General features: G+C 65.1%; 19 protein-coding genes. 6 read left to right on the forward strand and 13 right to left on the reverse strand.

The window, feature by feature from the left end:
- Positions 1-87 precede the first annotated feature (87 nt).
- Positions 88-1170, reverse strand: a complete 1083-nt coding sequence (locus J2X58_RS13950; RefSeq protein ID WP_310048924.1) for a PA0069 family radical SAM protein — start codon at positions 1168-1170, stop codon at positions 88-90.
- Positions 1171-1316: 146 nt separating this feature from the next.
- Here J2X58_RS13950 and J2X58_RS13955 point away from each other — a divergent pair, with 146 nt between their 5' ends.
- A complete protein-coding gene (locus tag J2X58_RS13955) occupies positions 1317-2081 on the forward strand; it encodes an alpha/beta hydrolase (RefSeq protein WP_090058100.1) in 765 nt (254 codons plus the stop codon).
- Between the two features lie 85 nt (positions 2082-2166).
- Here the strand turns inward: J2X58_RS13955 and J2X58_RS13960 are convergent, their stop codons facing one another.
- Entirely contained in the window at positions 2167-3831 is a 1665-nt protein-coding gene (locus J2X58_RS13960; protein ID WP_090058098.1) for an MFS transporter, read from the reverse strand.
- A gap of 13 nt (positions 3832-3844) precedes the next feature.
- Positions 3845-5320: a hypothetical protein gene (locus J2X58_RS13965; protein WP_310048926.1), complete on the reverse strand. Its 1476-nt coding sequence runs from the start codon at positions 5318-5320 to the stop codon at positions 3845-3847.
- A 190-nt stretch (positions 5321-5510) separates the two neighbouring features.
- Here J2X58_RS13965 and acs point away from each other — a divergent pair, with 190 nt between their 5' ends.
- Both acs and J2X58_RS13975 read left to right on the forward strand, forming a co-directional pair.
- Positions 5511-7451 (forward strand): acetate--CoA ligase, encoded by a 1941-nt coding sequence (gene acs, locus J2X58_RS13970; protein ID WP_310048927.1) that lies wholly within the window; start codon positions 5511-5513, stop codon positions 7449-7451.
- 3 nt (positions 7452-7454) lie between these two features.
- Complete coding sequence (locus J2X58_RS13975) at positions 7455-8123, forward strand: response regulator transcription factor (protein ID WP_090175028.1); 669 nt, start codon at positions 7455-7457, stop codon at positions 8121-8123.
- A 12-nt stretch (positions 8124-8135) separates the two neighbouring features.
- On the opposite strand, the gene J2X58_RS13980 is transcribed toward J2X58_RS13975, so the two are convergent.
- Entirely contained in the window at positions 8136-11618 is a 3483-nt protein-coding gene (locus J2X58_RS13980; protein WP_177191041.1) for a PAS domain-containing hybrid sensor histidine kinase/response regulator, read from the reverse strand.
- Positions 11619-11775: 157 nt separating this feature from the next.
- Here J2X58_RS13980 and J2X58_RS13985 point away from each other — a divergent pair, with 157 nt between their 5' ends.
- Both J2X58_RS13985 and J2X58_RS13990 read left to right on the forward strand, forming a co-directional pair.
- Complete coding sequence (locus J2X58_RS13985; protein ID WP_310048930.1) at positions 11776-12405, forward strand: 4'-phosphopantetheinyl transferase superfamily protein; 630 nt, start codon at positions 11776-11778, stop codon at positions 12403-12405.
- A gap of 144 nt (positions 12406-12549) precedes the next feature.
- Entirely contained in the window at positions 12550-13293 is a 744-nt protein-coding gene (locus J2X58_RS13990) for a pyridoxine 5'-phosphate synthase (protein ID WP_090175030.1), read from the forward strand.
- A gap of 169 nt (positions 13294-13462) precedes the next feature.
- Here J2X58_RS13990 and J2X58_RS13995 read toward each other — a convergent pair whose 3' ends face one another.
- The 9 genes from J2X58_RS13995 to dnaA form a co-directional block, all read right to left on the reverse strand.
- Positions 13463-13867 carry a biopolymer transporter ExbD gene (locus tag J2X58_RS13995; RefSeq protein WP_090058087.1) on the reverse strand — a complete coding sequence of 135 codons (405 nt, stop codon included), beginning with the start codon at positions 13865-13867 and terminating at the stop codon, positions 13463-13465.
- A gap of 6 nt (positions 13868-13873) precedes the next feature.
- A complete protein-coding gene (locus J2X58_RS14000) occupies positions 13874-14287 on the reverse strand; it encodes a biopolymer transporter ExbD (protein WP_090058085.1) in 414 nt (137 codons plus the stop codon).
- Positions 14288-14300: 13 nt separating this feature from the next.
- Positions 14301-15071 carry a MotA/TolQ/ExbB proton channel family protein gene (locus J2X58_RS14005; protein WP_049808741.1) on the reverse strand — a complete coding sequence of 257 codons (771 nt, stop codon included), beginning with the start codon at positions 15069-15071 and terminating at the stop codon, positions 14301-14303.
- Between the two features lie 50 nt (positions 15072-15121).
- Positions 15122-15784 carry an energy transducer TonB gene (locus tag J2X58_RS14010; protein WP_029213930.1) on the reverse strand — a complete coding sequence of 221 codons (663 nt, stop codon included), beginning with the start codon at positions 15782-15784 and terminating at the stop codon, positions 15122-15124.
- A gap of 198 nt (positions 15785-15982) precedes the next feature.
- The gene (locus J2X58_RS14015; RefSeq protein ID WP_090175031.1) at positions 15983-17290 is read right to left on the reverse strand and encodes a tetratricopeptide repeat protein; all 1308 of its coding nucleotides are present in this window, start codon (positions 17288-17290) and stop codon (positions 15983-15985) included.
- Positions 17291-17572: 282 nt separating this feature from the next.
- Complete coding sequence (gene gyrB, locus J2X58_RS14020; RefSeq protein ID WP_310048937.1) at positions 17573-20014, reverse strand: DNA topoisomerase (ATP-hydrolyzing) subunit B; 2442 nt, start codon at positions 20012-20014, stop codon at positions 17573-17575.
- Between the two features lie 69 nt (positions 20015-20083).
- The gene (gene recF / locus J2X58_RS14025) at positions 20084-21166 is read right to left on the reverse strand and encodes a DNA replication/repair protein RecF (protein ID WP_310048939.1); all 1083 of its coding nucleotides are present in this window, start codon (positions 21164-21166) and stop codon (positions 20084-20086) included.
- Positions 21167-21253: 87 nt separating this feature from the next.
- Positions 21254-22354 carry a DNA polymerase III subunit beta gene (gene dnaN / locus J2X58_RS14030; protein ID WP_090058078.1) on the reverse strand — a complete coding sequence of 367 codons (1101 nt, stop codon included), beginning with the start codon at positions 22352-22354 and terminating at the stop codon, positions 21254-21256.
- A 213-nt stretch (positions 22355-22567) separates the two neighbouring features.
- Positions 22568-23923, reverse strand: a complete 1356-nt coding sequence (gene dnaA, locus J2X58_RS14035) for a chromosomal replication initiator protein DnaA (RefSeq protein WP_090058076.1) — start codon at positions 23921-23923, stop codon at positions 22568-22570.
- 192 nt (positions 23924-24115) lie between these two features.
- On the opposite strand from dnaA, the gene rpmH reads away from it, so the two are divergent.
- Positions 24116-24250, forward strand: a complete 135-nt coding sequence (gene rpmH / locus J2X58_RS14040) for a 50S ribosomal protein L34 (protein WP_045828244.1) — start codon at positions 24116-24118, stop codon at positions 24248-24250.
- Positions 24251-24253: the final 3 nt, after the last annotated feature.

Below are 24253 nucleotides of genomic sequence, written 5' to 3' on the forward strand. Positions count from 1 at the left end.
GAGCGCGGGGCCTTTCTAGCAGGCGTCATGATGGCTGCGGAAAGCCTCATGTCGTGACAGGAAGAGTGATTGGCGCTCTCTCGACGTTCAGAACAACTCACCCTGCGGCGAAAACACCCGCGGCGCCACAAATTGCGACGTATCCAGCACCGTATCCCACGCGCGATGCAGCCCGGCCTTGCGCGCCGCGACCTCCACGCGCTTGCGGATGATGTCCGCGAAGACGCCCTGCCCGCGCATGCGCGTGGCGAAGTTGCTGTCGTAATCCTTGCCGCCGTTCATCTGCTGGATGAGGCTCATGATGTGCGTGGCGCGGTCGGGGTAGTGGAGTTCGAGCCATTCGCGGAACAGCTGCTTGAGTTCGTGCGGCAGGCGAATGCAGGTGTAGCCGATCGACCTGGCGCCGTTGGCTCCGGCTTGCTCGACGATCGCTTCGAGATCCTTCTCGTTCAGTGCCGGGATGATGGGTGCGACGAGCACACCGACGGGCACGCCGGCCTGGGCGAGTGTCTCGACCGCTTTCATGCGACGGTGGGGCGCGCTCGCGCGCGGTTCGAGTTTCGCGGCGAGCCGGGTGTCCAGCGAATTGATCGAGACGAACACCTGCACGAGGTTGCGCTGGGCCATCGGCACCAGGATGTCGAGGTCGCGTTCGACCAGCGCGTTCTTAGTGACGATGGTGCACGGATGGTTGCACTCGTTGAGCAGCGCCAGCGCGGCGCGCGTGAGCCGCCAGGTCTTTTCGATCGGCTGGTACGGGTCGGTGTTGCTGCCGATGTTGATCGGCTTGCAGACGTAGCTGCGCTTCGAGAGTTCGTCGCGAAGGATCGACTCCAGGTTGGTCTTCGCGAACAGCTTCGTTTCGAAGTCGAGGCCGGGCGAGAGGTTGAGGTACGCGTGCGAAGGGCGGGCGTAGCAGTAGATGCAGCCGTGCTCGCAGCCGCGGTATGGGTTCGTCGCGTGGTCGAAGCCGACGTCGGGCGAATCGTTCCGGGTGATGACGCTCCGGGCCAGTTCCTCGCGCACCTCCGTCGCGGGTCGGCGATCGTCGTCTTCGCGGTGCCAGCCGTCGTCCTCGGCCTGATGGCGCGTGGATTCGAAGCGGCCCTCCGGGTTGGAGGCGGCGCCTCGGCCCTTGTGCAGACGGGTCATGGGGATGGGTTGGGACATCGTACAAATGTACGTTATCGCCGTCTCAATTTGCGCGATATGCGTCACGGCCGCGGTGGATTCCGCAAGCCAACCGCCAAAACGGACAAGGCAGGGATATGGACCGGATGGTCCAATCCGCTACCCCCCCCACAAGGAGACAGACGATGACCCGTTCCCTGCTGCGCGCCGCCATGGTGGCCGCCCTTGCCGTCAGCCCGGCCGCTTTCGCCGCCGATAAGCCGACCGTCGTGCTCGTGCACGGCGCGCTCGCGGATGCCTCGAGCTGGAGCGGCGTGATCGAACAGCTCCACAAGGACGGGTACACCGTGATCGCCGCGGCGAACCCGCTGCGTAGCGTGAAGACCGACGCCGCGTCGATCGCCGACGTGGTCAAGAGCGTCAAGGGTCCGGTCGTGCTCGTCGGTCATTCGTACGGCGGCTCGGTCATCACCGAGGCGGCCGAAGGCCAGTCGAATGTGAAGTCGCTGGTCTATGTCGCCGCGTTCTCGCCCGATGTCGGCGAGTCGGCCGCCGGACTCTCCGGCAAGTTCCCGGGCAGCACGCTGGGTTCGGTGCTGACGCCGGTGCCGCTGACGGGTGGTGGCAAGGATCTCTACGTGATCCAGGACAAGTTCCCGGAGCAGTTCGCTGCCGACGTGCCGAAGAAGCAGGCGACGATCATGGCCGCGGAACAGCGTCCGATCACCGAGGAAGCGTTGAACGAGGCCGAGACGGCGGCGGCGTGGAAGCACATTCCGTCGTGGCACATCTATGGTTCGAAGGACAAGAACATTCCGCCGGCGTCGATGAAGTTCATGGCCGAGCGTGCGAAGTCGAAGGAGACCGTGGTGGTCGAGGGCGCCTCGCACGTCGTGATGATCTCGCATCCGGACAAGGTCGCGAAGATCATCGAAGACGCGGCGAAGTAATTCCGCACTTGGTCGCCGAAGCCCCGAGGGCTTTGACGACCGGGGCCGTCACCCCGGCGTTCGCCGGGGTGACGGTGACGTACGATCAGTCCTGGATCGGAATGTCCTTGGTTTCGCGGACGAAGAACAGGCCGACGATGAAGGTCATCAGCGCGACGATGACCGGGTACCAGAGGCCGTAGTAGATGTCGCCCTTCCATGCCACGAGCATGAAGCCGATCGTCGGGACGAAGCCGCCGAACCAGCCGTTGCCGATGTGGTAGGGGAGGCTCATCGACGTGTAGCGAATGCGCGTCGGGAACATCTCCACGAGCCAGGCGGCGATCGGGCCGTAGACCATCGTGACGTAGAGCACGAGGATCGCGAGCAGCACGACGAGCATCGGGTAGTTGGACTGCGCCGGATCGGCTTTTTCGGGATAACCCGCCGCCTTCACCTGCGCGGCGACCTTCGCCGTGAAGTCCTTGTTCGCCGCGGTGAATGCCGCCTTGTCCAGCTTGCCGCCTTCGAACGACTCGATCACCTCGTCGCCCACCTTCACCGTCGCCAGCGCGCCGGCGGGAGCCGCGGCGTTGGTGTACGGGATGCCCTTCTTCGCCAGCACGCTCTTGGCGACATCACACGAGCTGGTGAAGGTCTTCTTGCCGACCGGATCGAACTGGAAGGAACACGCATCCGGATCGGCCGTGACGACGACCGGTGCCGACGCCGCGGCGGCTTCGACCGCCGGATTGCCGAAGTGGGTGAGGCCCTTGAAGATCGGGAACATCGTCAGCGCGGCGATCAGGCAGCCCGAGAGCACCACCGTCTTGCGGCCGATGCGGTCGGACAGCCAGCCGAAGAACACGAAGAACGGCGTACCGATGAGCAGCGCGGCGGCGATCAGCAGGTTGGCGGTAGTGCCGTCGATCTTCAGGCTCTGCGTCAGGAAGTACAGCGAGTAGAACTGGCCCGTGTACCAGACGACCGCCTGACCCGCCGTGGCGCCCAGCAGCGCCAGGATCACGAGCTTGAGGTTCTTCCACTGGCCGAACGCCTCGGTCAGCGGCGCCTTCGACTGCTTGCCTTCGGCCTTCATCTGCTTGAAGACCGGCGACTCCTGCAGCTGCATGCGGATGTAGACCGACACGCCGACGAGCACGGCGGAGATGAGGAACGGAATGCGCCAGCCCCACGCTTCGAAGCTCTCGGTGCCGAGGCCCAGGCGCGTGCCGAGGATGACGAGCAACGACAGGAACAGGCCGAAGGTGGCGGTGATCTGGATGAAGCTGGTGTAGAGGCCGCGCTTGCCCTGCGGCGCATGCTCCGCGACGTAGGTCGCGGCGCCACCGTATTCACCGCCCAGCGCGAGACCCTGCAACAGGCGCAACAGGATCAACAGTACTGGCGCCGCCACGCCCATCGTCGAATAACCGGGTAGCACACCGACGAGGAACGTCGAGGTACCCATGATCACGATGGTGACGAGGAACGTGTACTTGCGCCCGATCAGATCGCCGACGCGCCCGAACACGATCGCGCCGAACGGTCGCACGGCGAAGCCGGCGGCGAACGCGAGGAGCGCGAAGATGAACTGGCTGGTCTCGTTGAGGCCGGTGAAGAACTGCTTGCCGATGATCGCGGCGAGCGAGCCGTACAGATAGAAGTCGTACCACTCGAACACCGTGCCCAGGCTAGACGCGAAGATCACGCGCTTGTGGCTGGTGCCGATATTACCGTCGGCGCGGAGGCCGTCTACGGTCGTTGCCATGAAAGCTCTCCGATCAGAAACGATAGTTGCCGTTGAGCGTGAACTCGTTGGCAGACGTCTTCTCCCTGCCCAGACCGTTGGTCGTGGAGGAGTTGAGGTTCGAGTGGATCCATTCAATGCTGAAGTCGTACGCACCGGCGGTGTACTGCAGGCTCAGCGCCTGCTGACGGTTCTTCAGCAGGCCCGCCGTGTTCGGCGCACGCCAGCGAAGGACGTCGCGATCGTCAGGATTGCTCGCGGCGAAAGTGCCGTAGGCGCTCCAGTTCGGCGTGAACTTGTAGCCCACCTGCAGGTAGCCGCCCTTGTCCTTGATGTCGCCGAACTGCGAGAGGTCGCCGAACAGCTGGCCGATGGCGTTGCCCGTGTAGACCGCGCTCTTGAAGATGAAGTTGCCCGGCATCCACATGCCGCCCACTTCGTACGCCGTGCTCTTGATGTTGCTCTTGATCGGCGTGATGGTCGCGCCGTCCACACCGTGCAGGTCCACCTTGCTGTAGTGCGCGACGGCGAACGCCTGCCAGGTCTTGCCCTTGGCCGTGAGGCGCGCTTCCACCTGTGGCTTGAATCCGGCGTTGCCGGCCGTGAGGTAGTTGGTCGTCAGGCCAGGTCCGTTCCAGCTGCCCTCGAACGCGCCGAGGTCGAAGCGCCACTTCACGGGGCCGTCGGAACCGTGGTTGAGATCCTGCATCCAGATCACGCCGGGATAGCGCCAGCCGATGACGCCGGTGCCGTAGCCGAGCGGGAAAGCGATGTGCGAGAGCGATTGCGGCAGGTATTCGAGCGGGAAGATGAGGTCCCACATCTGGCCGACGCGGAACGTGGTGCCGGTCGCGGCGTTGGTCAGGTCCATGTACGCCTGGCGGAGGCGGGGCGTGGGCTGCTGCTGGCTGTACGGACCCGTGCCGTTGAAGCCGCCGAAGAAGTCCATCTCGATGCGGCCGCTTCCGGCCCAGGCCTCGGTGAACTTCGCGCCGGTGAAGTCGAGCCAGAAGCGCGTGTTACGCACGTCGACGCCGCTGAGCGAATCGTTGACGCGTCCGCCCTGGCCGGGAATCGGGTATTCCGCGTTGGCGCCGTTGCCGTACGTGTAACCCTTGCTCTGCGTGAAGGCGTTCGCGTTGATGAAGCCGTGCAGCGCGACGGACACGCCCGGCGCCGAGGTGAAGGTCGGCTTCGCCGGCACGGCGGCCACGGTCTTCTCGACCCGGGCGACCTTCTCGTCGGTCTGCTGCACCTGCGTCTGCGCGGCCTGCGCGGTCTCGGTGGCCTGCGTGGTGGCGGCCTTCTGCTCCTGGATCATCGCCTTCAACTCGGCGAGCTGCTGCTCGAGCTGATTGACCCGGGATTCGAGCTCGGCCTCGCGGCTCGAGGATTTCTTCGACTTCGATTGCGCGTGGGCAAGGTCCGGCAACGCCGCCATCGGCAGCATCAGGGCACAGGCGACACTCAGGGCGATGGCCTTGCGGCCACCGGAACGGATCGTCTTCATCATGGTCTCCCCAACCATTGGCAAGCCGAGCATGTGACAGGGGCGTTGGGGCTGCCATTCGCCAAAGGTCTAACCTCGACCAAAGTCGTACCACCGGCACAGCCTTATGTTGCGTCGCGACGCTAAACTCCAGCCATAGCCAGACGCATTCTTTCGGCAACGCCGAAACACACGCACCGCAGGAGCCAGCATGTCCGATCTACACCCGGTCGATCCCGCCTTCGCCGCCAGGGCGCGCATCGGCAAGGACGACTACCAGAAGATGTACGCCCGCTCGATCAAGGACCCGGAGGGGTTCTGGAAAGAGATGAGCGAACGGGTGGACTGGATCGAGCCGCCGACGCGCATCAAGGACGTCTCGTTCGACCCGGAAGACCTGCACATCCGCTGGTACGAGGACGGCAAGCTCAACGTGGCCGCCAACTGCCTCGACCGTCACCTGGAGAAGCGGGGCGACAAGACCGCGATCATCTTCGAGGGCGACGATCCGGGCGAATCGCGCACGCTGACCTACCGCCAGCTGCATACCGAGGTCTGCAAATTCGCCAACACGCTGAAGAACCTCGGCGTGACGAAGGGCGACCGCGTGGTGATCTACCTGCCCATGATCCCCGAGGCCGCTGTCGCGATGCTCGCCTGCGCGCGCATCGGCGCCATCCATTCCGTCGTGTTCGGCGGGTTCTCGCCGGATTCGCTCGCGAGCCGCATCGGCGACTCGAAAGCCAAGCTCATCGTCACCGCCGACGAGGGCTGCCGTGGCGGCAAGAAGATCCCGCTCAAGGCCAATGTCGACGAGTCGCTCTCGCGCCCCGGCACGAACAGCGTGGAGACGGTGATCGTCGTGCGCCGTACCGGCGGCGCCATCCACTTCCAGTCGCCGCGCGACCGCTGGTACCACACGCTGATGGAGGGGCAGTCGGAGGCGTGCGCCGCCGAGCCGATGAACGCGGAGGATCCGCTGTTCACGCTCTACACCTCGGGCTCCACCGGCCAGCCGAAGGGCGTGCTGCATACCAGCGGCGGTTACCTCGTCTATACGAGCCTGACGCACGAACTGACCTTCGACCTGCGCGAGGACGACATCTACTGGTGCACGGCCGATGTGGGCTGGATCACCGGCCACAGCTACGTCGTGTACGGCCCGCTGGCGAACGGCGCGACGGTCGTCATGTTCGACGGCGTGCCGAACTATCCGGATTTCAGCCGCTTCTGGCAGGTGGTCGACAAGCACAAGGTCACGCTGTTCTACACGGCGCCCACGGCCATCCGCGCGCTGATGCGCGAGGGCGACGCGCCGGTGAAGAAGACCTCGCGCCAGTCCCTGCGTGTGCTGGGCACGGTCGGCGAGCCCATCAACCCGGAGGCCTGGAACTGGTATTACCGCGTCGTGGGCGAGGAGCGCTGCCCGATCGTCGACACGTGGTGGCAGACGGAGACCGGCGGCTTCCTCATCACGCCGTTGCCCGGCGCCACCGACCTCAAGCCCGGTTCCGCGACGCTGCCATTCTTCGGCATCGTGCCCGCGATCGTGGACGCCAACGGCAAGGCGCAGGAAGGCGCGGCGAGCGGCAACCTCGTCATCACCGATTCGTGGCCGGGCCAGATGCGCACGGTCTACGGCGATCACCAGCGCTTCATCGACACGTACTTCAAGACCTACCCGGGCAACTACTTCACGGGTGACGGCGCGCGCCGCGACGAGGATGGCTACTACTGGATCACCGGCCGCGTCGACGACGTCATCAACGTGTCGGGCCACCGCATCGGCACGGCCGAGGTGGAGAGCGCGCTGGTCGCGCATCCGAAGGTCGCCGAGGCGGCGGTGGTCGGCTGCGCGCACGACATCAAGGGCCAGGGCATCTATGCGTTCGTGACGCTGAACGCGGGGGAGACCGGCAGCGACGAGCTGCGCAAGGAGCTGGTCGCGGGCGTGCGCAAGGAAATCGGCCCGATCGCGGCGCCGGATCACCTGCAGTGGGCGCCGGGCCTGCCGAAGACGCGTTCGGGAAAGATCATGCGCCGCATCCTGCGCAAGATCGCGGAGAACCAGCCGGACCAGCTCGGCGACGTGTCGACGCTGGCGGATCCGGGCGTGGTGAAGAACCTCGTGGAAGAGCGGTTGATCAAATAAGCCATGTCCGACGTCCTGATCGCCGATGACCATCCGCTGTTCCGCGACGCGCTCCAGCGCGCGGTGCTCGCGGCGGTGCCGGGTGCCACCGTGCATACGGCGGACAGCGTGCCCGCGCTGTTCGCCCTGATCGAGTCTCTGCCCGACGCCGATCTGCTGCTCATGGACCTGCACATGCCGGGCGCGCGGGGCTACTCGGCGCTCGCGCACATTCGTGGCCAGTATCCCGGGTTGCCGACCATCGTCGTCTCGGGTCACGAGGAAGGGCACGTCGCGCGGCGTGCCCTCGCGCACGGCGCATCGGCGTACATCCCGAAGTCCGCCGCGGTGGAGCAGATCGTCGAGGCCGTGCGCACGGTGCTCGATGGCGACGTGTGGCTGCCGCACCAGCTGGTCGGCGGAAGCGTGGAGCTGAAAGAGGACGAGGCGCAGGTCGCGGCGCGTGTCGCGTCCCTCACGCCGCAACAGTTCCGCGTGCTGAACATGATCGCCGAAGGTCTGCTCAACAAGCAGATCGCCTACGACCTCGGCGTGTCCGAAGCCACGGTGAAGGCGCACATGACGGCCATCATGCGCAAGCTGGGCGTGTCGAATCGCACGCAGGTGGCGCTTGCGGCGAGCCATCTCGATGTGGAGAAGGAGACGTTTCCTGGGGTGTCGCAGGAGGGTTGAGGGTGGTGCCGCTCAGGCGGCATGCGTACCGCTGCGCTTGGCGAGCGCCACCAATAGCGCGCGCAGGGCCGCGGGACGCACGGGTTTGTGCAGCAGCGGATAACCCAACGCGCGCGCGCGCTGCTTCAGCTCCGTGCTGCCGTCGGCCGTGACCATCGCCGCCGGCGGCATGGCGGGAACCTTGTCCGCCAGGTACTGCAGTGCCTCGAGACCGTCGATGCTGTCGCCCAGGTGATAGTCGGCCAGGATCATGTCCACGTGCGTCGAAGAGAGGATCACCAGTGCCGCCTCGACGTCGATCGCCACGCGGCAGTCGACGCCCCAGCGTCCGAGCAGCGCGCGCATGCCCTCGAGGATCGTCTCGTCGTTGTCGAGGCAGAGCACGGTCAGCGGCAGCTGCTCGCCGCCCGGGCGGACGACCGCGGGTGCACGCTTGCGCGACACGGCCTCGGCACGTGGCACCGTGATGCTGAAACCGCTTCCACGGCCGACCCGCGAACGCAGCGCGAGCGGATGGCCCAGGATGCCGGCGAGACGGTCGCAGATCGACAGCCCGAGGCCCAGGCCTTTCTCACCCCACGGCGACGGACGCTCCAGCCGCTGGAACTCGCCGAAGATGCGAGCCTGCTGCTCGTCTGCGATGCCGGGGCCGCTGTCCCACACTTCGATACGCACCTGCGCGCCGTGACGACGCACGCCGAGCACGACGCCACCGGAACGCGTATAGCGCAATGCGTTGGAGAGGAAGTTCGCGACGATGCGCCGGAGCAGCTGCGCATCCGATCGCACGGACAGCGACGACGGCACGACGTGCAGCGTAAGACCGCGTTGCTCGGCGACTACCGCGAACTGCTGACGCAGCGAATCGAACAGATCGGCGAGCGCGAACGGTGCGATTTCCGGACGGTAGCTGCCGGCGTCGAGGCGGGAAACGTCGAGCAGGGCGTCGAGCAGGTCTTCCGCCGCGCGGAACGAGGCGTCGATGCGCTCGGCAAGCTGCGCCGCTTCGCTGTCCAGTCCCGGATGCTGGCGTAGCGCCGACGTGAACAGGCGTGCCGCGTTGAGTGGTTGCAGGAGATCGTGGCTCGCGGCCGCGAGGAAACGCGTCTTCGAGGCGTTCGCCGCCTCGGCTTCACGACGCGCCGTCGCGGTGGCGTCGAGCGCTTCCGACAGTTCGGCGGTGCGATCCTCGACGCGCTGCTCGAGCGTTTCGTTCGCGTCGATCAACGCCTGCTCGACCGACTTGTACGCGGTGACGTCGGTGAACGTGGTGACGAAGCCGCCACCAGGAAGTGCGCGGCCGCGCATCTCGATCACGGTGCCGTCGGGACGCACACGCTGGAACACGTGCGGGGAGCCGGCGCGCATGTAGCGGATGCGCTTGGCGACGTGGTCGTCGACTTCGCCAGGTCCGCATTCGCCATGCTCGGCGTTCCAGCGGATGAGATCGGCCACCGGAAGCCCGACGTACACCATGCCTTCGGGATAGTCGAACAGCTCGAGGTAGCGCCGGTTCCACGCGACGAGGCGCATGTCGCCGTCCACGACGCTGATGCCCTGCGAGACGTTTTCGAGCGTCGTCGACAGCAGCTCGCGGTTGAAGCGAAGCTCCTGCGAGGCTTCGTCCATCAGCGCCATCGCCTCGGCGATGTCGAGCCCCGTGCCCGATAGCGCGCCCATGAGGATGCGTCGCGCGCTCGCCGCGCCCACGGCACTGGCGAGCAGGCGTTCGGTGAACTGGATCAGCGGGCGGTCCGCGGCGTCGGTGGGGGAGAGCGTCACGCCGTGGCGCTGTCCGTATTCGTTGAACGCGCGCATCGTCACGCGATCACCGACGATGCGACCTGCGATCGTTCCCAGATCACGCACCGTGACGCGCCCGCGCCAGTCGCCGGCGCCGGTGGCGCTGCGCATGAACGGGTCGACGAACAGCGCGGCATGCAGGCGCTCCGCGACGCTCGGGCGGAAACGCAGGGAGAGGAATACGAGGCAACCGACGTTGGCCAGCAGCGACCAGAAGGTGCCGTGCGTCACGGGCTCCCAGCCGGTGAGGTGGAACAGCTCCGTGGGTTTGAGCCAACCCAGCCCGAACGGGCCTTCGTCGATCCACCGCGTATGCAGCCATCCGGCGCGCGTCATCGCGGGAAGCAGCAACGTGTAACCCCAGACGAGGAAGCCGGCGAGCAGGCCGACGTAAACGCCGACGCGACTGGCGCCTCGCCAGTAGAGTGCGGACACGATGGCGGGTGCGAACTGCGCGACGGCCGCGAAGGAGAGCAGGCCGGTGGCGGCGAGGTTCTCGGCGTCGGCGATGATCCGGTAGTAGATGTACGCGAGGCCGGCGAGCACGACGATGGCGATGCGACGCACGAGCAGCACGATGTTCGACAGATCGCCGCGACGCTCCAGGTCGAGGCCTTTCAGGCGAAGCAACATCGGCATCACGAGGTCGTTGCTGATCATCGTCGCCAGCGCCACGGCCGCCACGATCACCATGCCGGTGGCCGCCGAGAAGCCGCCGACGAAGGCGAGCAGGGCGATGCCGTTGTCGCCGAGCGCGACGGGAAGATTGAGCACCCACGCGTCGACGTGCCCGCGCGCGACGGCGGGAATGCCCATGCCCGCGCTGACGATGGGCAGGACCGCCAGGGAGATCAGCACCATGTAGACGGGGAAGAACCAGCGCGCGCGACGAAGATCGCGCGGATCCTCGCATTCGACGACGCCGATCTGGAACTGGCGCGGCAGGCAGAACATTGCGCAGAACGCCAGCAACGTCTGCGCGACGAAGCCGGGCGGCATGCTGCCTTTCTCCACCTGCAGCATCGGCGCGCGGATCGTCTCCGCGATGCCCGGACCGTGCAGGTAGGCGTACACGCCGATGGCGACGAAGGCGAGCAGCTTCACCAGCGATTCGACGGCGACGGCGAGCATCATGCCGTGGTGGTGTTCGGTGGCATCGATCGTGCGCGTGCCGAAGAGGATGGCGAAGACGGCGAGCAGGCCGGCGCACCACAGCGCGGTGTCGCCGAACCACCAGGCCGTGTTGCCCGCGCCCAGCACGTTGAACGACATCGCGACGGCTTTGAACTGCAACGCGATGTACGGAATGATCGCGATCACGGCGATCAGCGCGACGAGCGCGGCGAGTCCGTGCGACTTGCCGAAACGCGCGGCGATGAAGTCGGCGATCGACGTGATGTTGCGTTCGCGCGCGACGAGTACCAGTCGCTCGATGAGGCCGAAGCCGAGCACGAAAAGAAGCAGTGGGCCGAGGTAGATCGGCAGGTACGACAGGCCGGACACCGCCGCGGTGCCGACGGCGCCGTAGAAGGTCCACGAGGAACAGTAGACGGCGAGCGCGAGGCTGTAGACCACGGGCCGGAGCCTGGGCTGGCGAGGGTAGAGCGGGCGGCGGTCGCCGAAGTACGCGATCGCGAACAGCATGCCCACGTAGAGCAGCGACACCAGCAGCAAGAGCCAGCCTGCGATCACGAATCGGTTCCCCCCTCAGCCTCGGGTCCATTCTACTGTCGTACGGACACTCGGCCTACCGAAGGGAGGGAGCCGATCGCATCGGCGATAAGTGAGCCCGGTTTACCAAGCAAGCGACGATTGCGCGCGCCCCCGGTTTGGCCTCAGCATCGCCCGGATGGCACATCCGCTCCCGACGATCCCGCCCCTCACCGACAACGACATCCACGTCTGGCGCACCAACTGGTCCGGCGGCGCGGGCGAGGCGGCGTTCGCACGTCTTCTGGCCGTGTATGCCGGCAACGGCGCGCCTGCCATCGAGCGCGGGGAGCACGGCAAGCCGCGTTTTCCGGCTCCGTTCGACACGCTCGGTTTCAACTGGTCCCACAGCGGCGACGTCGCGCTGCTGGCCGTCGGGCGAGGGCCCGCCGGTTTCGAGGTGGGCGTCGACGTCGAGACGGTCCGGCCGCGACCCCGGGCCGTGGAACTCGCACGCCGATTCTTCGCCGGCACTGAGACGGCCGAGCTCGAGGCGTTGCCGGACTCCGCCCGCCTCGCGAGGTTCCTCACCTTGTGGACGGCCAAGGAGGCTGTGTTGAAGGCGCACGGCGGCGGGCTTTCCTACGGTCTGCATCGCGTTTCGTTCAGCGTCGAGGGGGCGGAGGTCGCACCGGTCGCGTTCGACGGCGACGTCGCGCCGGCATCCGCGTGGCAGATCCAGCCACTCCACCTCGGTAACGACCTGCTGTCCGCCGTCGCATGGCGCGGTGGGCCGCGTCGCGTCCGCGTCTTCACATTTCCGGTTTGAACCTTTTCCCGGTCCAACGGGTCGAAGTTGGCGTGTGTGGAGTGAGCCGTGGAGTGCTGCGCCACAGGGACGTGGCGCGTTATGCTGGGACGACAGTCATTACGCACGTCGCGATGGTGGCGTGCGTTTTTTTATGGACAGTCGATGACCCTACTCAGCGTCAACCTCAACAAGATCGCAGTGCTGCGCAACTCACGCGGCGGTAACGAACCGGATATCGCGACAGCCGCGAACACCTGCATCGACGCCGGTTGCGGCGGCCTCACCGTGCACCCGCGACCCGACATGCGACACGTCACGCCGACGGACGTCCGGACGCTCGCCGGCCTGCTGCGCGGGCGCGTCGAATACAACATCGAAGGCAACCCGTTCGCACCCGCGCGCGGTGCGTATCCCGGCCTGCTCGAGCTCTGCCGCGAAGTACGTCCGACGCAGGTCACGCTCGTTCCCGACGGCGACGGACAGATCACTTCCGATCACGGCTTCGACCTCACGAAGGATATCGAGACGCTGAAGCCCGTCGTCGAAGCGTTCCGCGAGATCGGTTGTCGCGTCAGCGTGTTCGTCGATGCCGGCGGCGAAGGCTTCGAGCAAGCGAAGGCGATCGGCGTGCAGCGCATCGAGCTCTACACGGGGCCGTATGCCGAAGCGTTTCACCGCGGCGATGCGCGCAAGGAACTGGCATCGTTCGCGGAAACCGCGCAGCGTGCACAGCAGGCGGGGCTCGCCGTGAACGCGGGGCACGACCTGAGCCAGGCGAACCTCGGAACGTTCAAGGCGGCGATCCCCGGCCTTGCCGAAGTGTCGATCGGGCACGCGTTGATCGGCGAGGCGCTCTATCAGGGCCTCGCAAACACGGTACGCGCCTACCTCGACATCCTGAAGTAGGAGCGCGCCCTGCGCGCGACAGCTTTTCGCGGAGAGTCGAACGGGCCCTGCTACGCTCTCGCCAGAAGCTGTCGCGCGCAGGGCGCGCTCCTACGGTTGGCGACGACGTATCGCCAAAAAAAACCCCGCCGAGAGGCGGGGTTTCTGGTTTTACCGGACGACCGGGCGATCAGTTGTTGACGAAACCGATCTTGGTCAGGCCCTGGCCCTTCGCGTCGGAAAGCACGCGAGCCACTGCCTCGTACTGAACCGCGTCATCCGCGTCGATCTGCAGTTCCGGCTGGTTCGACTGCTGGGCGATCACCGCGATCTGAGCCTTGAGGCCCAGTTCGTCGACCGGTGTGTCGTTCCAGTACAGCGAGCCATCCTGGCGAATCTGCAGGCGGACGGGATCCGGCGGATTTTCCGGGTTGACGATGTTCGGGTTCGGCTGCGGCAGATCGATCTTGATCTTATGCGACAGCATCGGAGCCGTGATCATGAAGATGATCAGGAGCACCAGCATCACGTCGACGAGCGGCGTGACGTTGATGTCCGACATCGGGCCACCGGAATTGCCTGAGCTGAATGCCATGGTTCTTTACTCCTTGCCGGTCGACATGAAGCCGACGTGGACCATACCGGCGTCCTTGGCATCGCCAAGGATCTTCTTCACCACGCGGTATTCGGTGGTGCGATCGGCACGGATCTGGAGTTCCGGCTGCGGCGACTTCGCCGCCGCAACCGCGAACTGAGCCTTCAGTTCAGCCTCGCTGACTTCACCGTCATTGAGGAAGTACGTACCGTCCGGCTTGACCGCGAGATCCATCGGTTCGACCGGGGTGTCATCCTTAACATTCGGATTAGCCTTCGGCAGATCGATCTGGACCTTGTGGGACATCAGCGGCGCCGTGATCATGAAGATGATCAGCAGAACCAGCATCACGTCGACGAGCGGCGTGACGTTGATTTCCGACATCGGACCACCGGAGTTGCCCCCGCTGCTCATAGCCATGGGTCAGTTCCTCTTACTTCTTGACGACGGCGACCGGAGCGGTGCCTTCGACGCGGGCGCCGGTGGCGAAGAAGTCGTGCAGGTCGTGCGCGAATTCGTCGAACTGGGCGTAGGTCAGGCGGTTCGAGCGCATGAAGAAGTTGTACGCGAGCACGGCCGGGATAGCGGTGAACAGACCGAACGCGGTCATGATCAGAGCTTCACCGACGGGACCGGCAACCTTGTCCATCGACGCGGAACCCGAGGCGGCGATACCGATAAGCGCGTGGTAGATACCCCACACCGTACCGAGAAGACCGATGAACGGAGCCGACGAACCGACCGTGGCGAGCAGGGTCAGGCCGCCTTCCAGACGCAGGCTCTCGCGAGCGACGGCCTGGCGCAGGGCGCGATCGATGAATTCCGAACGCGACAGCGTCTCGGCGAGGCGACCGCCAGCAGCCTGCTGGTGGTGAGCGACGGCCGAAGCGGCATCGAGAGCGATCTTCGAGAACGGTTCGCCCTTCGGCTGCTCTTCGAGCATGCGAATGGCTTCCTGCGTCGACGAGGTGTTCCAGAAGCCCTGGATGACCTTGTCGGCGCGCGAACGCACGAGGCTGTTACGGATGAAGTTGGCGACGATGAAGTACCACGAGAGCACGGACATCGCGACCAGCACCACGAACACAATCCAACCGAGGAAGTCGAAGTTGTGGATGAGGTGGTCGAAGCCCATCTGCTTCAGGGCGTCGGCATTCGAGTTCTGACCTGGATTAGCAGGCTGAGCGGAGGTGTCTTGCAACATAACGCTACCCTTGGGAAGTCAAGCGTGAACAGAGATGTAAGTGAGAGGACTTACAGCTGGTTTAGGTTGAACGTAACGGGGACACGTGCATAGCCTTCGACGGCCTGACCGCCTCGCTTGCCCGGGTTGAATCGCCAGTTCCTGGCCGCATCCTGCGCTGCCTTGTCCAGTTCGCGGAAACCGCTCGACTGGTCGACCTGGATGTCCTTCGGCGAACCGTCGACACCCACGAGGACCAGAAGTACCACCGTACCTTCATGCCGCTGGCGAACCGCCTGCGGCGGATACTTTGGCGGATTACGCTGACGGTACGACAGATTCTCGCTGGGCGCGATGTCGGCCGGCGGTGCTGGCGGCGCGGGAGGCGCCGGCGGCGGTGCCGGAACGGCATTCGTGCTCGCCTCTTCGACAGCCGGCGGCGGCGGAGCCGGCGGCGGCGGTGTCGGCGGCGGCTTCACCTGCTGAATGATTTTCGGCGGCGGCTGCTTCGGGGGTTCCGGCGGCGGCGGCGGAGGAGGCGGGGGCGGGGGCGGCGGTTCGATGAAGTCGACCTGCACCACCTTCTCTTTCTGCTTTTCCTGCGTCTTGGGCGGCGCCATGGGCGCGACCAGCAGCAGGAAGGCGAACGAGTGCAGCGCGATGGCTACTGCCAACGCACTTGTGCGCCCCCAACTGAACGGCGCTTGGCCGGTTGATTCGTTACTTGAGGCCATCAGTCACTATCAAGAGCTAATCAAGCGGAAGTGAGCCCGCACTGCTCTTCCGGCGCTCGGCGGGTTGACAATGCCGAAAACGCAGGTTTCTGCAAGCGGAAAGATAAGCAAGTTACACCAGCATATAGCGTTTGTATAGCACCTGAAGGGAAGATTTATGGCGTCGCACAAACCTTACTTTCGGGGCTTTACAAGCGCTTACTTGCCGGTACCTGCGGTTTTCAACCAGGCGTTGGCCTTGGCAGACGTTTCCGGATCCTGCGCCGCCTTCTTCATGGCGTCGATGGCACCCGGCTTGTTCTTCAGACCACGCTCGGCTTCCGCGAGCACCATGTAGGCTTGACCCTTATGTTGCACACCCTTGCTGATGGCATCCGTCGCGGACTTCTTGGCCGCGGAGTACTGATTTTCCTGTAGCTGCACACGCGCGACCTTCAGCGCCGGCTCGCCGTTCGTGGCGACCGCGGCGGCCTGCTGGTAGGCGGTGAGCGCGCTGGACATGTTGTCGCCGGTGACGTACGAGTCGCCCAGCAGGTTGTAGTTCTCGGCCGACTTCTGCACGACGCCCTTGTCGAAGCCTTCCTTGAGCACCGCGGCGGCCTTGCCCGCGTTCGCGGCCTGGCGATCGGTGTGCTCCTGGCCGTCGATCAGGTAGACCTTGGCGAGGTTGACGTACTGCTTCTCGTCCTTGAACGCACCGGCGCTGCGCGCCTTCTCGAGCAGCGCGATCGCTTCGGGATACTTCTGCGCCTGGATCAGCGACGAGGCGGCGTTGTTCAGCGTGGTCGCGTCGTTCGGGTTCTTGGCGAGCGCTTCGGTGGCGAGCGCCGCGGCCTTGTCGCCCTGGCCCGTCTCCGAGTAGCTGGCGGCGAGGATCTGGTCCCACGAACCCTGCGGCTTCGCGTCCGGCATCGACTTCGCCTTCTCGATCGCGGCGATCGCTTCCGGGTACTTCTCGAGGCGGTAATCGATGTTGCCCTCGAGGCCGTACGAGTCGGCCGTTTCCTTCTTGCCTTCGGCGCGCCATTCCTGCAGCGACTGCAGCGCGGCGGCGTACTGCTCGTCGGCGACGAGGAACTGCGTGTACATGTACTTCAGCTGGAAGTAGGTGTCGTTCGGCATCACGCCGATGTCGAGCGCCTTCTTCAGTTCGACGATGGCGCCCTTCACGTCGCCGTCGTTGTACTTGAGGTTGGCGAGACCCTGGAGCGCGAGAGCCTGCGCGTACTTGCTGCTGGTGCCCGAGCCGTCGGCGAGCGGCGTGAGCAGCTGCACGGCCTTGTCCTTCTCACCGTTGTTCGCGGCATCCAGACCTTCCTGGATGGCCTTCTGGTCCTTCTCGCTCTTGAGGTCGAGCTTCGGCTCGGAACGCGTGGCGTTCGGGTACAGCGCTTCCTTCTTGTCCTTATCGGCGGACTTCGTATCGCGTGCGGACGCAACGCCACTGACGAGGGAAAGCGCGATGGCGGTAGCGAGCGCGAACTTCGAGAAGGAACGCTGTTTCATTGACAGACCTCGGTTGTAGGAGTCGGCACACACAGTGGCTCTCCGGGGGACTACAGAGGTTAACCCGATTCGATTCCTAAGAACAAGTCGCAGCGCAAGAAAAAAGTACCGTCAAAACAATGACTTGTTAGAAGAATGTTGGCACTGACGGTTTTATGGGCCGAAGGTTGGCTTGAAAACGCCGTTTTCGTCCACGTGCGCTGTGTGGGTAATCCCCTACAAAAAATGCCCGGTCGTCGCCGACCGGGCATCGCGTGCAACCACCATACGCAGGCGTATCGATCAGATGTCGAGATTCGCGACCTTGAGCGCGTTCGATTCGATGAAATCGCGACGGGGCTCGACCGCCTCGCCCATCAGCATCGAGAACATCTGGTCCGCGGCGACCGCGTCTTCGACGCCCACCTGAAGCATGCGGCGCGTCTCCGGATTGACCGTGGTTTCCCACAGCTGCTCCGGGTTCATTTCGCCGAGGCCCTTGAAGCGCTGGATCGTGCGGCCCTTCTTGGCTTCGTCGAGCAGCCAGTTGCGCACGTCGGCGAAGCTGAGCACGCCGCGCGAGGCGTTGCCGCGGCGAACCACGGCGCCCGGCTGCAGGCCGAGTTCGGCGAGCTGCTGCGAGATCGACAGTATGGCGCGGAACTCCAGGCCGGTGAAGAACGCCTGCGGCATGATCCACGTGTGGCTGAGGCCATGCTGCATACGCTCGACCTCGATCGCCGCGCCCTGCTCGTTCTGGGCCGGGCGGAAGCGAAGCGCGTACGTCGGCTTGCCGAGGCCGCTGGCACTGAGGCGCGTGGCAAGGCCGTCGAGCCAGGCCTGCATGCCTGTCGCGTCGGTCCACAGGCCTTCCACCATCGGCGCGTGCTCGATCATGGCCGTGAGCGACGCGACGTCGAAGCGATGGCTCAGGCGGGCGATCTGGTCCAGGGCACCCTGGTAGTCGCGAAGCAGCTTCTCGAGCGCCACGCCGTCGATGGAAGGCGCACCCTCCTCCGGCACGAGCGTCGCATTGTCGACCGCGCTGGAGATCAGGTACTCGTTCAGGACGGCGTCGTCCTTGATGTACATCTCCTGCTTGCCCTGCTTCACCTTGTACAACGGCGGCAGGCCGATGTAGACGTGGCCGCGCTCGATCAGCTCCGGCATCTGACGGTAGAAGAACGTGAGCAGCAGCGTGCGGATGTGCGAGCCGTCCACGTCCGCATCGGTCATGATGATGATGCGGTGGTAGCGCAGCTTGTCGGGGTTGTACTCCTCCTTGCCGATGCCCGTGCCGAGCGCGGTGATCAGCGTGCCGACTTCGGCGGAAGAGATCATCTTGTCGAAGCGGGCCTTTTCCACGTTGAGGATCTTGCCCTTCAACGGGAGCACGGCCTGCGTGCGACGGTTGCGGCCCTGCTTCGCCGAGCCGCCTGCGGAGTCACCCTCGACCAGGAAGAGTTCGGAAAGCGCGGGATCCTTCTCCTGGCAGTCGGCGAGCTTGCCGGGCAGGCCCGCGATGTCCAGCGCGCCCTTGCGGCGGGTCATCTCGCGGGCCTTGCGGGCGGCCTCGCGGGCGCGCGCGGCGTCGACCGCCTTCGAGGCGATGGCCTTGGCTTCGGCCGGATGCTCCAGGAGGAAGTCGGCCAGCCGGTCGTTGACCACCTGCTCGACAGCCGTCTTCACCTCGCTGGAAACCAGCTTGTCCTTGGTCTGCGACGAGAACTTCGGGTCGGGCACCTTCACCGAGAGCACGGCGATCATGCCTTCGCGCATGTCGTCGCCGGACAGGCCCACCTTGGCGTTCTTCGCCAGGCCTTCCTTCTCGATGTAGCTCTGCAGCGTGCGCGTCAGCGCGGCGCGGAAGCCCGTGAGATGCGTGCCGCCATCGCGCTGCGGAATGTTGTTCGTGAAGCAGAACATCGTTTCCTGATAGGCGTCCGTCCACTGCATCGCCAGCTCGACGGTGATGCCGTCGGTCTGCGAGCTGAAGCTGATGACGGTCGGGTGCAGCGCGGTCTTCAGCTGGGCAAGGTGCTGCACGAACGACTTGATGCCGCCTTCGTACGCGAAGATGTCCTTGCGATCGTTGCGCTCGTCGACCAGCTCGATGGTGACGCCGGAGTTGAGGAACGCCAGCTCGCGAAGGCGCTTCGCCAGGATGTCGTAGTGGAACTCGATGTTGTTGGTGAACGTGGCCGGGCTGGGCGAGAAACGCACCATGGTGCCGCGACGGTTCGTGTCGGCGGCGACGGCGATCGGCGCCACCGGCTCACCGTGGGCGTATTCCTGACGGTATTCCTTGCCGTCGCGCCAGATGGTCAGCCAGAGCTTCTCGCTGAGGGCGTTTACCACCGACACGCCGACGCCGTGCAGACCGCCGGAGACCTTGTAGGAGTTCGCATCGAACTTGCCGCCCGCGTGGAGCACGGTCATCACGACTTCCGCCGTGGACCTACCCTCTTCCGGGTGCGTATCGACGGGAATGCCGCGGCCATTGTCGGCGACGCTGGCCGAACCGTCCTGATGGATGGTCACGGTGACGTAGTCGCAATAACCGGCCAGGGCTTCGTCGATGGCGTTATCGACCACCTCGAACACCATGTGGTGCAGGCCCGTACCGTCGTCGGTGTCGCCGATGTACATGCCGGGGCGCTTGCGAACGGCTTCCAGGCCCTTGAGGACCTTGATGCTGCCGGAGTCGTAGGCGTTCGAGTTGGTCGGATCGAGAGGTTCGTTCATGCGATGCCTGGTGATGGCGCCAGAATGCGGCCCCGATGCGGCGCGGATGGCTTCGGGACAGTCGGTCGATTATAGCAAACCCCTGACCTGACCTTGTTCCACGTGGAACACAGTCACTGGCTGGTCGACAAGGGCGGAAGGGATCTCCGTGCCCGTCACGAAGACCTGGACGTCGCGGCCAAGAAGTTGCGCGACTACCCATTCTTGATGGGTCCGATCGAGCTCGGATGCAAGGTCGTCCAGGCAGACGACGGGCCATTCCCGGCGGATTTCGGCATGCAGCGACGCCTGCCCGAGCAGGCAGGCGAGCGCGCATAGCTTTTCCTGTCCGCGGGAGAGGTGCTCCCTCAGTGGCGCCTGTTCGAAAGCCACAGAGAAGTCCGCCCGGTGCGGGCCGACCGTGGTGTGCCCTCGTCCGAGATCGCGCACCCGCCGGTCGGCAAGCGTCGTGGCTAGGTCGTTGGCCTCGTCCCACCCGGCCTTGTAGCGAATCGAAAACTCGCCGAGCTCCGGCAGGACGTTCCGCATGAAGCCCTGGACATGAGGCATGAGACGCTCGAGGTACCCGCGACGAAACGCGGTGATCCCCTCGCCCGCCTGAGCCAGTTCCGCTTCCCAGGGCGCCAGGACCGCCGGGTCGACGCTCCCACCTTGCCGTAGGGCGGCGTTACGCTGTTTCAGCGCCCGTTGATACCGGCGCCACTGGTTCACGAACGCATGTTCCACGTGGAACAAACCCCAATCGAGGTACCGGCGGCGCTCGTCCGAAGGGCCGGCGATAAGGTCGTGGGATCCCGGCTCGAAACAGACCACCGCGCATTCCTGCACCAAGGCACCGAGCGACGCCGCGGAATCGCCATCCACACGCGCCTGCCATCGCCCGCCCTCGCGCCCCAGGCCAAGCCGGCGAATTCGCTCGTCAGCGGTACGGACTTCGGCGAACACGGAAAGCGTCGTCGCGCCCCGCTTCAGGAGTACGTCCCGCGATCCCGCGCGGAACGAGCGGCCATGGGAAAGCAGGTAGGCAGCCTCTAGCACGCTGGTCTTACCGGCGCCGTTGGGCCCAACGAACACGTTGATGCCCGGCGCCGGCGTCAAAGACACGCCGTCCAGGCAACGTAATCCGCTTATCCGCAACGATTCGAACTTCATCCCGCCGTTTTTCCCGTTCCCAAACGAAAGACGCCGGGGTGTCGAAGACATCCCCGGCGTCGTGGCCGAACTTTAACGTGCCATGCGTCAGAGGCGAAGCGGCATCACCACGTGACGGGCCTCGTCGTTGCCCTCTTCCTGCAGGAGGCAGCTCGACTGGGCATCGCGGAGATTGATACGCACCTTGTCGCCGCGCAGCGCACCGAGGGCGTCCAGCAGGTAGCCGACGTTGAAACCGACGGCGAGATCGTCGACCACGGTCTCGGCTTCGACTTCTTCCTGGGCTTCTTCCTGTTCCGGATTGTGGGCGACGATCTTGATGCGACCCGGGCTCAGTTCCAGCTTCACGCCGCGATACTTCTCGTTCGAGAGAATCGCGGCGCGCTGCAGGGCGCTGCGCAGAACGTCTCGCTCGATGGTGGCCGACTTGTCGGCGCCGAGCGGAATCACCGCCTCGTAGTCCGGGAACCGACCGTCGATCAGCTTGGACGTGAACACCACGCCGCCGCGGCGAACGCGCAGGTGATTCCGGCCGAACTCCAGTTCCACCGAGCCCTCGCCCGATTCGAACAGACCGATCAGCTCGTTCACGCCCTTGCGCGGAATGATGATCTGGCGGCGTGCGGAAACGGAGCTTTCGAGCTTGGTTTCCTTCAGCGCCAGGCGATGACCGTCGGTGGCGACGCAACGCAGCGTGTGCTCCTGGAGATCGAGCAGCATGCCGTTGAGGTAGTAGCGGACGTCCTGATTGGCCATGGCGAAGGCCGTGCGGTCCATCAGGTCGCGCAGGACTTCTTCCGGCAGCGTCACGCGCTCCACGAGTTCGATCTCGTCGATCGTCGGGAACTCGCTCGAGGGCAGGGTCGCCAGCGTGAAACGGCTGCGGCCGGCGTTGAGGGCGATGCGTTCGCCATTCAACTTGATGTCGATCTTCGCGCCGTCCGGCAGCGCGCGGACGATGTCGAACAGCTTTCGCGCCGGAATCGTGATCTCGCCTTCCTGCACGCCGTCGGCGGCGGTGGTGGCGATCATCTCGACTTCGAGGTCGGTACCGGTGAACGAGACCTCGCTACCGGAGGCGCGAACCAGCAGGTTGGCCAACACGGGCAGCGTCTGGCGGCGTTCGACGACGCCCACCACTTGCTGCAGAGGTTTGAGCAGTACTTCCCTCTGGATGCTGAATTGCATGCGTCCCCTACTCCTGCTTTTATGTTTTTAAGATTTATTTAGTGGTTGTTGTTAGGCCGGTGGATATCTTGAAAACTCGTATTTCACTTTGAATTTCAGCGGTTTACGAATTTATATCTACTGGCTTGAACAGGCGGTTTCGTGTGGGTGCCTTGTGGATAACTTTCGACCTCGAAACCATCCTCCGGTCATCCACCTATTATCCACAGCTTCTCAGCCCGTCAATATGCGGATGAGCTGCTCCCAGTCCTGGCGCATCCGCACGTCTTTCTCACAGAAACCGCGGATCGTCCGGCACGCGTGAAGCACGGTCGTGTGGTCCCTGCCCCCGAAGGCCTCTCCGATCTCCGGCAGGCTGTGCTCGGTGAGTTCCTTGGACAGGGCCATGGCCACCTGACGGGGACGCGCCAGCGAGCGCACACGGCGCTTGGAGAGCAGGTCGGACAGGCGCACCTGGTAGTAGTCGGCCACCGTCTTCTGGATGTTGGGCACCGTGACGGCCTGCGCATGCGTGTTGAGCAGGTCGCGCAGCGTCTCTTCGGCGAAATCCGTCGTGATCGGCTTGCGGTAGAAGTTGGCCCGGGCCGCGAGCGTGTTGAGCGCGCCCTCGAGGTCGCGCACGTTGGAACGGATGCGCTTGGCCAGCAGCATCGCCACGTCCTCGGACACTTCCATGTCCTTCTCCGCCGCCTTCGACAGGAGGATCGCCGCGCGTGTCTCGAAGTCCGGCGGCTCGATGGCCACGGAAAGACCCCAGCCAAGGCGCGACTTCAGTCGCGGCTCGAGCTTGTCGAGTTCCTTCGGGTAACGGTCGCAGGTCAGGATGATCTGCTGCTTCGCTTCGAACAGCGCATTGAACGTGTGGAAGAACTCTTCCTGCGTGGTGTCCTTGCCGGCGAAGAACTGGATGTCGTCGATCAGCAGCGCGTCGACCGAGCGGAAGCGCCGCTTGAAGTCGTCCATGTTCTTCTGCTGCAGCGCCTTCACCATGCCGCTGACGAACTGCTCCGAGCGCAGGTACAGCACCTTGGCGCCCGGATTGTTCTGCATCAGCATGTTGCCCGCTGCGTGCATGAGATGGGTCTTGCCGAGGCCCGTGCCGCCGTAGAGCAACAGCGGGTTGTAGGCGCGGCCAGGGTTCATCGCGACCTGCATCGCCGCGGCCTTGCCGAGCTGGTTCGACTTGCCTTCCACGAAGGTCTCGAACGTGTAGTGCGGATCGAGGTTGTGCACGTGCGGCGGTTCGGGCGCGGCTTCGACCACGCGCGGCGCGGCCTGCGCCGGGCTCGGCGCGGTGGCCGACGCCGGGCGGGCGGGGGCCGGACGCGGTCCGGACGAGCCGACCTCGAGACGGACGGGCAGGGCGCGGCCCGTCAGATGCTCGACGATCGACTGGATCTTGCCCAGGTATTGCTCGCGTACGGTGTCCAGCGAATAGGGGTTCGGCGCGTACAGGAACAGTCCGGTCGCATCCTCCCTGGCCTGCAACGGCATGAGCCAGGTATGGACGTCTTCGGACGTCAGTTCGCCTTCAAGACGCTCGAGACAGCGCCTCCAGAGATCACTCATCGGGTATTCTTGCCACAGAAGGGGCGCGTGCGCGCGGGGTGGACGACGAAGTCTACCAGCGTTCCGTCTTCCGCCCTTCGATTCGCCGCCGCCGCGGGCGGCGCTTCCCTCTCTGGCCAAGCGGTTGACAGTTCTCGGGATTGTCACGCATACTTCTGGGCCTTTTTCCATCTTCACCCGGATGTAAGCGCCATGAAGCGTACTTACCAGCCCAGCAAGCTCAAGCGTGCCCGCACGCACGGCTTCCGTGCCCGCATGGCCACCGCCGACGGTCGCAAGATCCTCAACGCCCGCCGCGCCAAGGGCCGCAAGCGTCTGATCCCGTAAGCG

The sequence above is a fragment of the Luteibacter sp. 3190 genome (assembly GCF_031456385.1).
In the GTDB taxonomy this organism is placed as follows: domain Bacteria; phylum Pseudomonadota; class Gammaproteobacteria; order Xanthomonadales; family Rhodanobacteraceae; genus Luteibacter.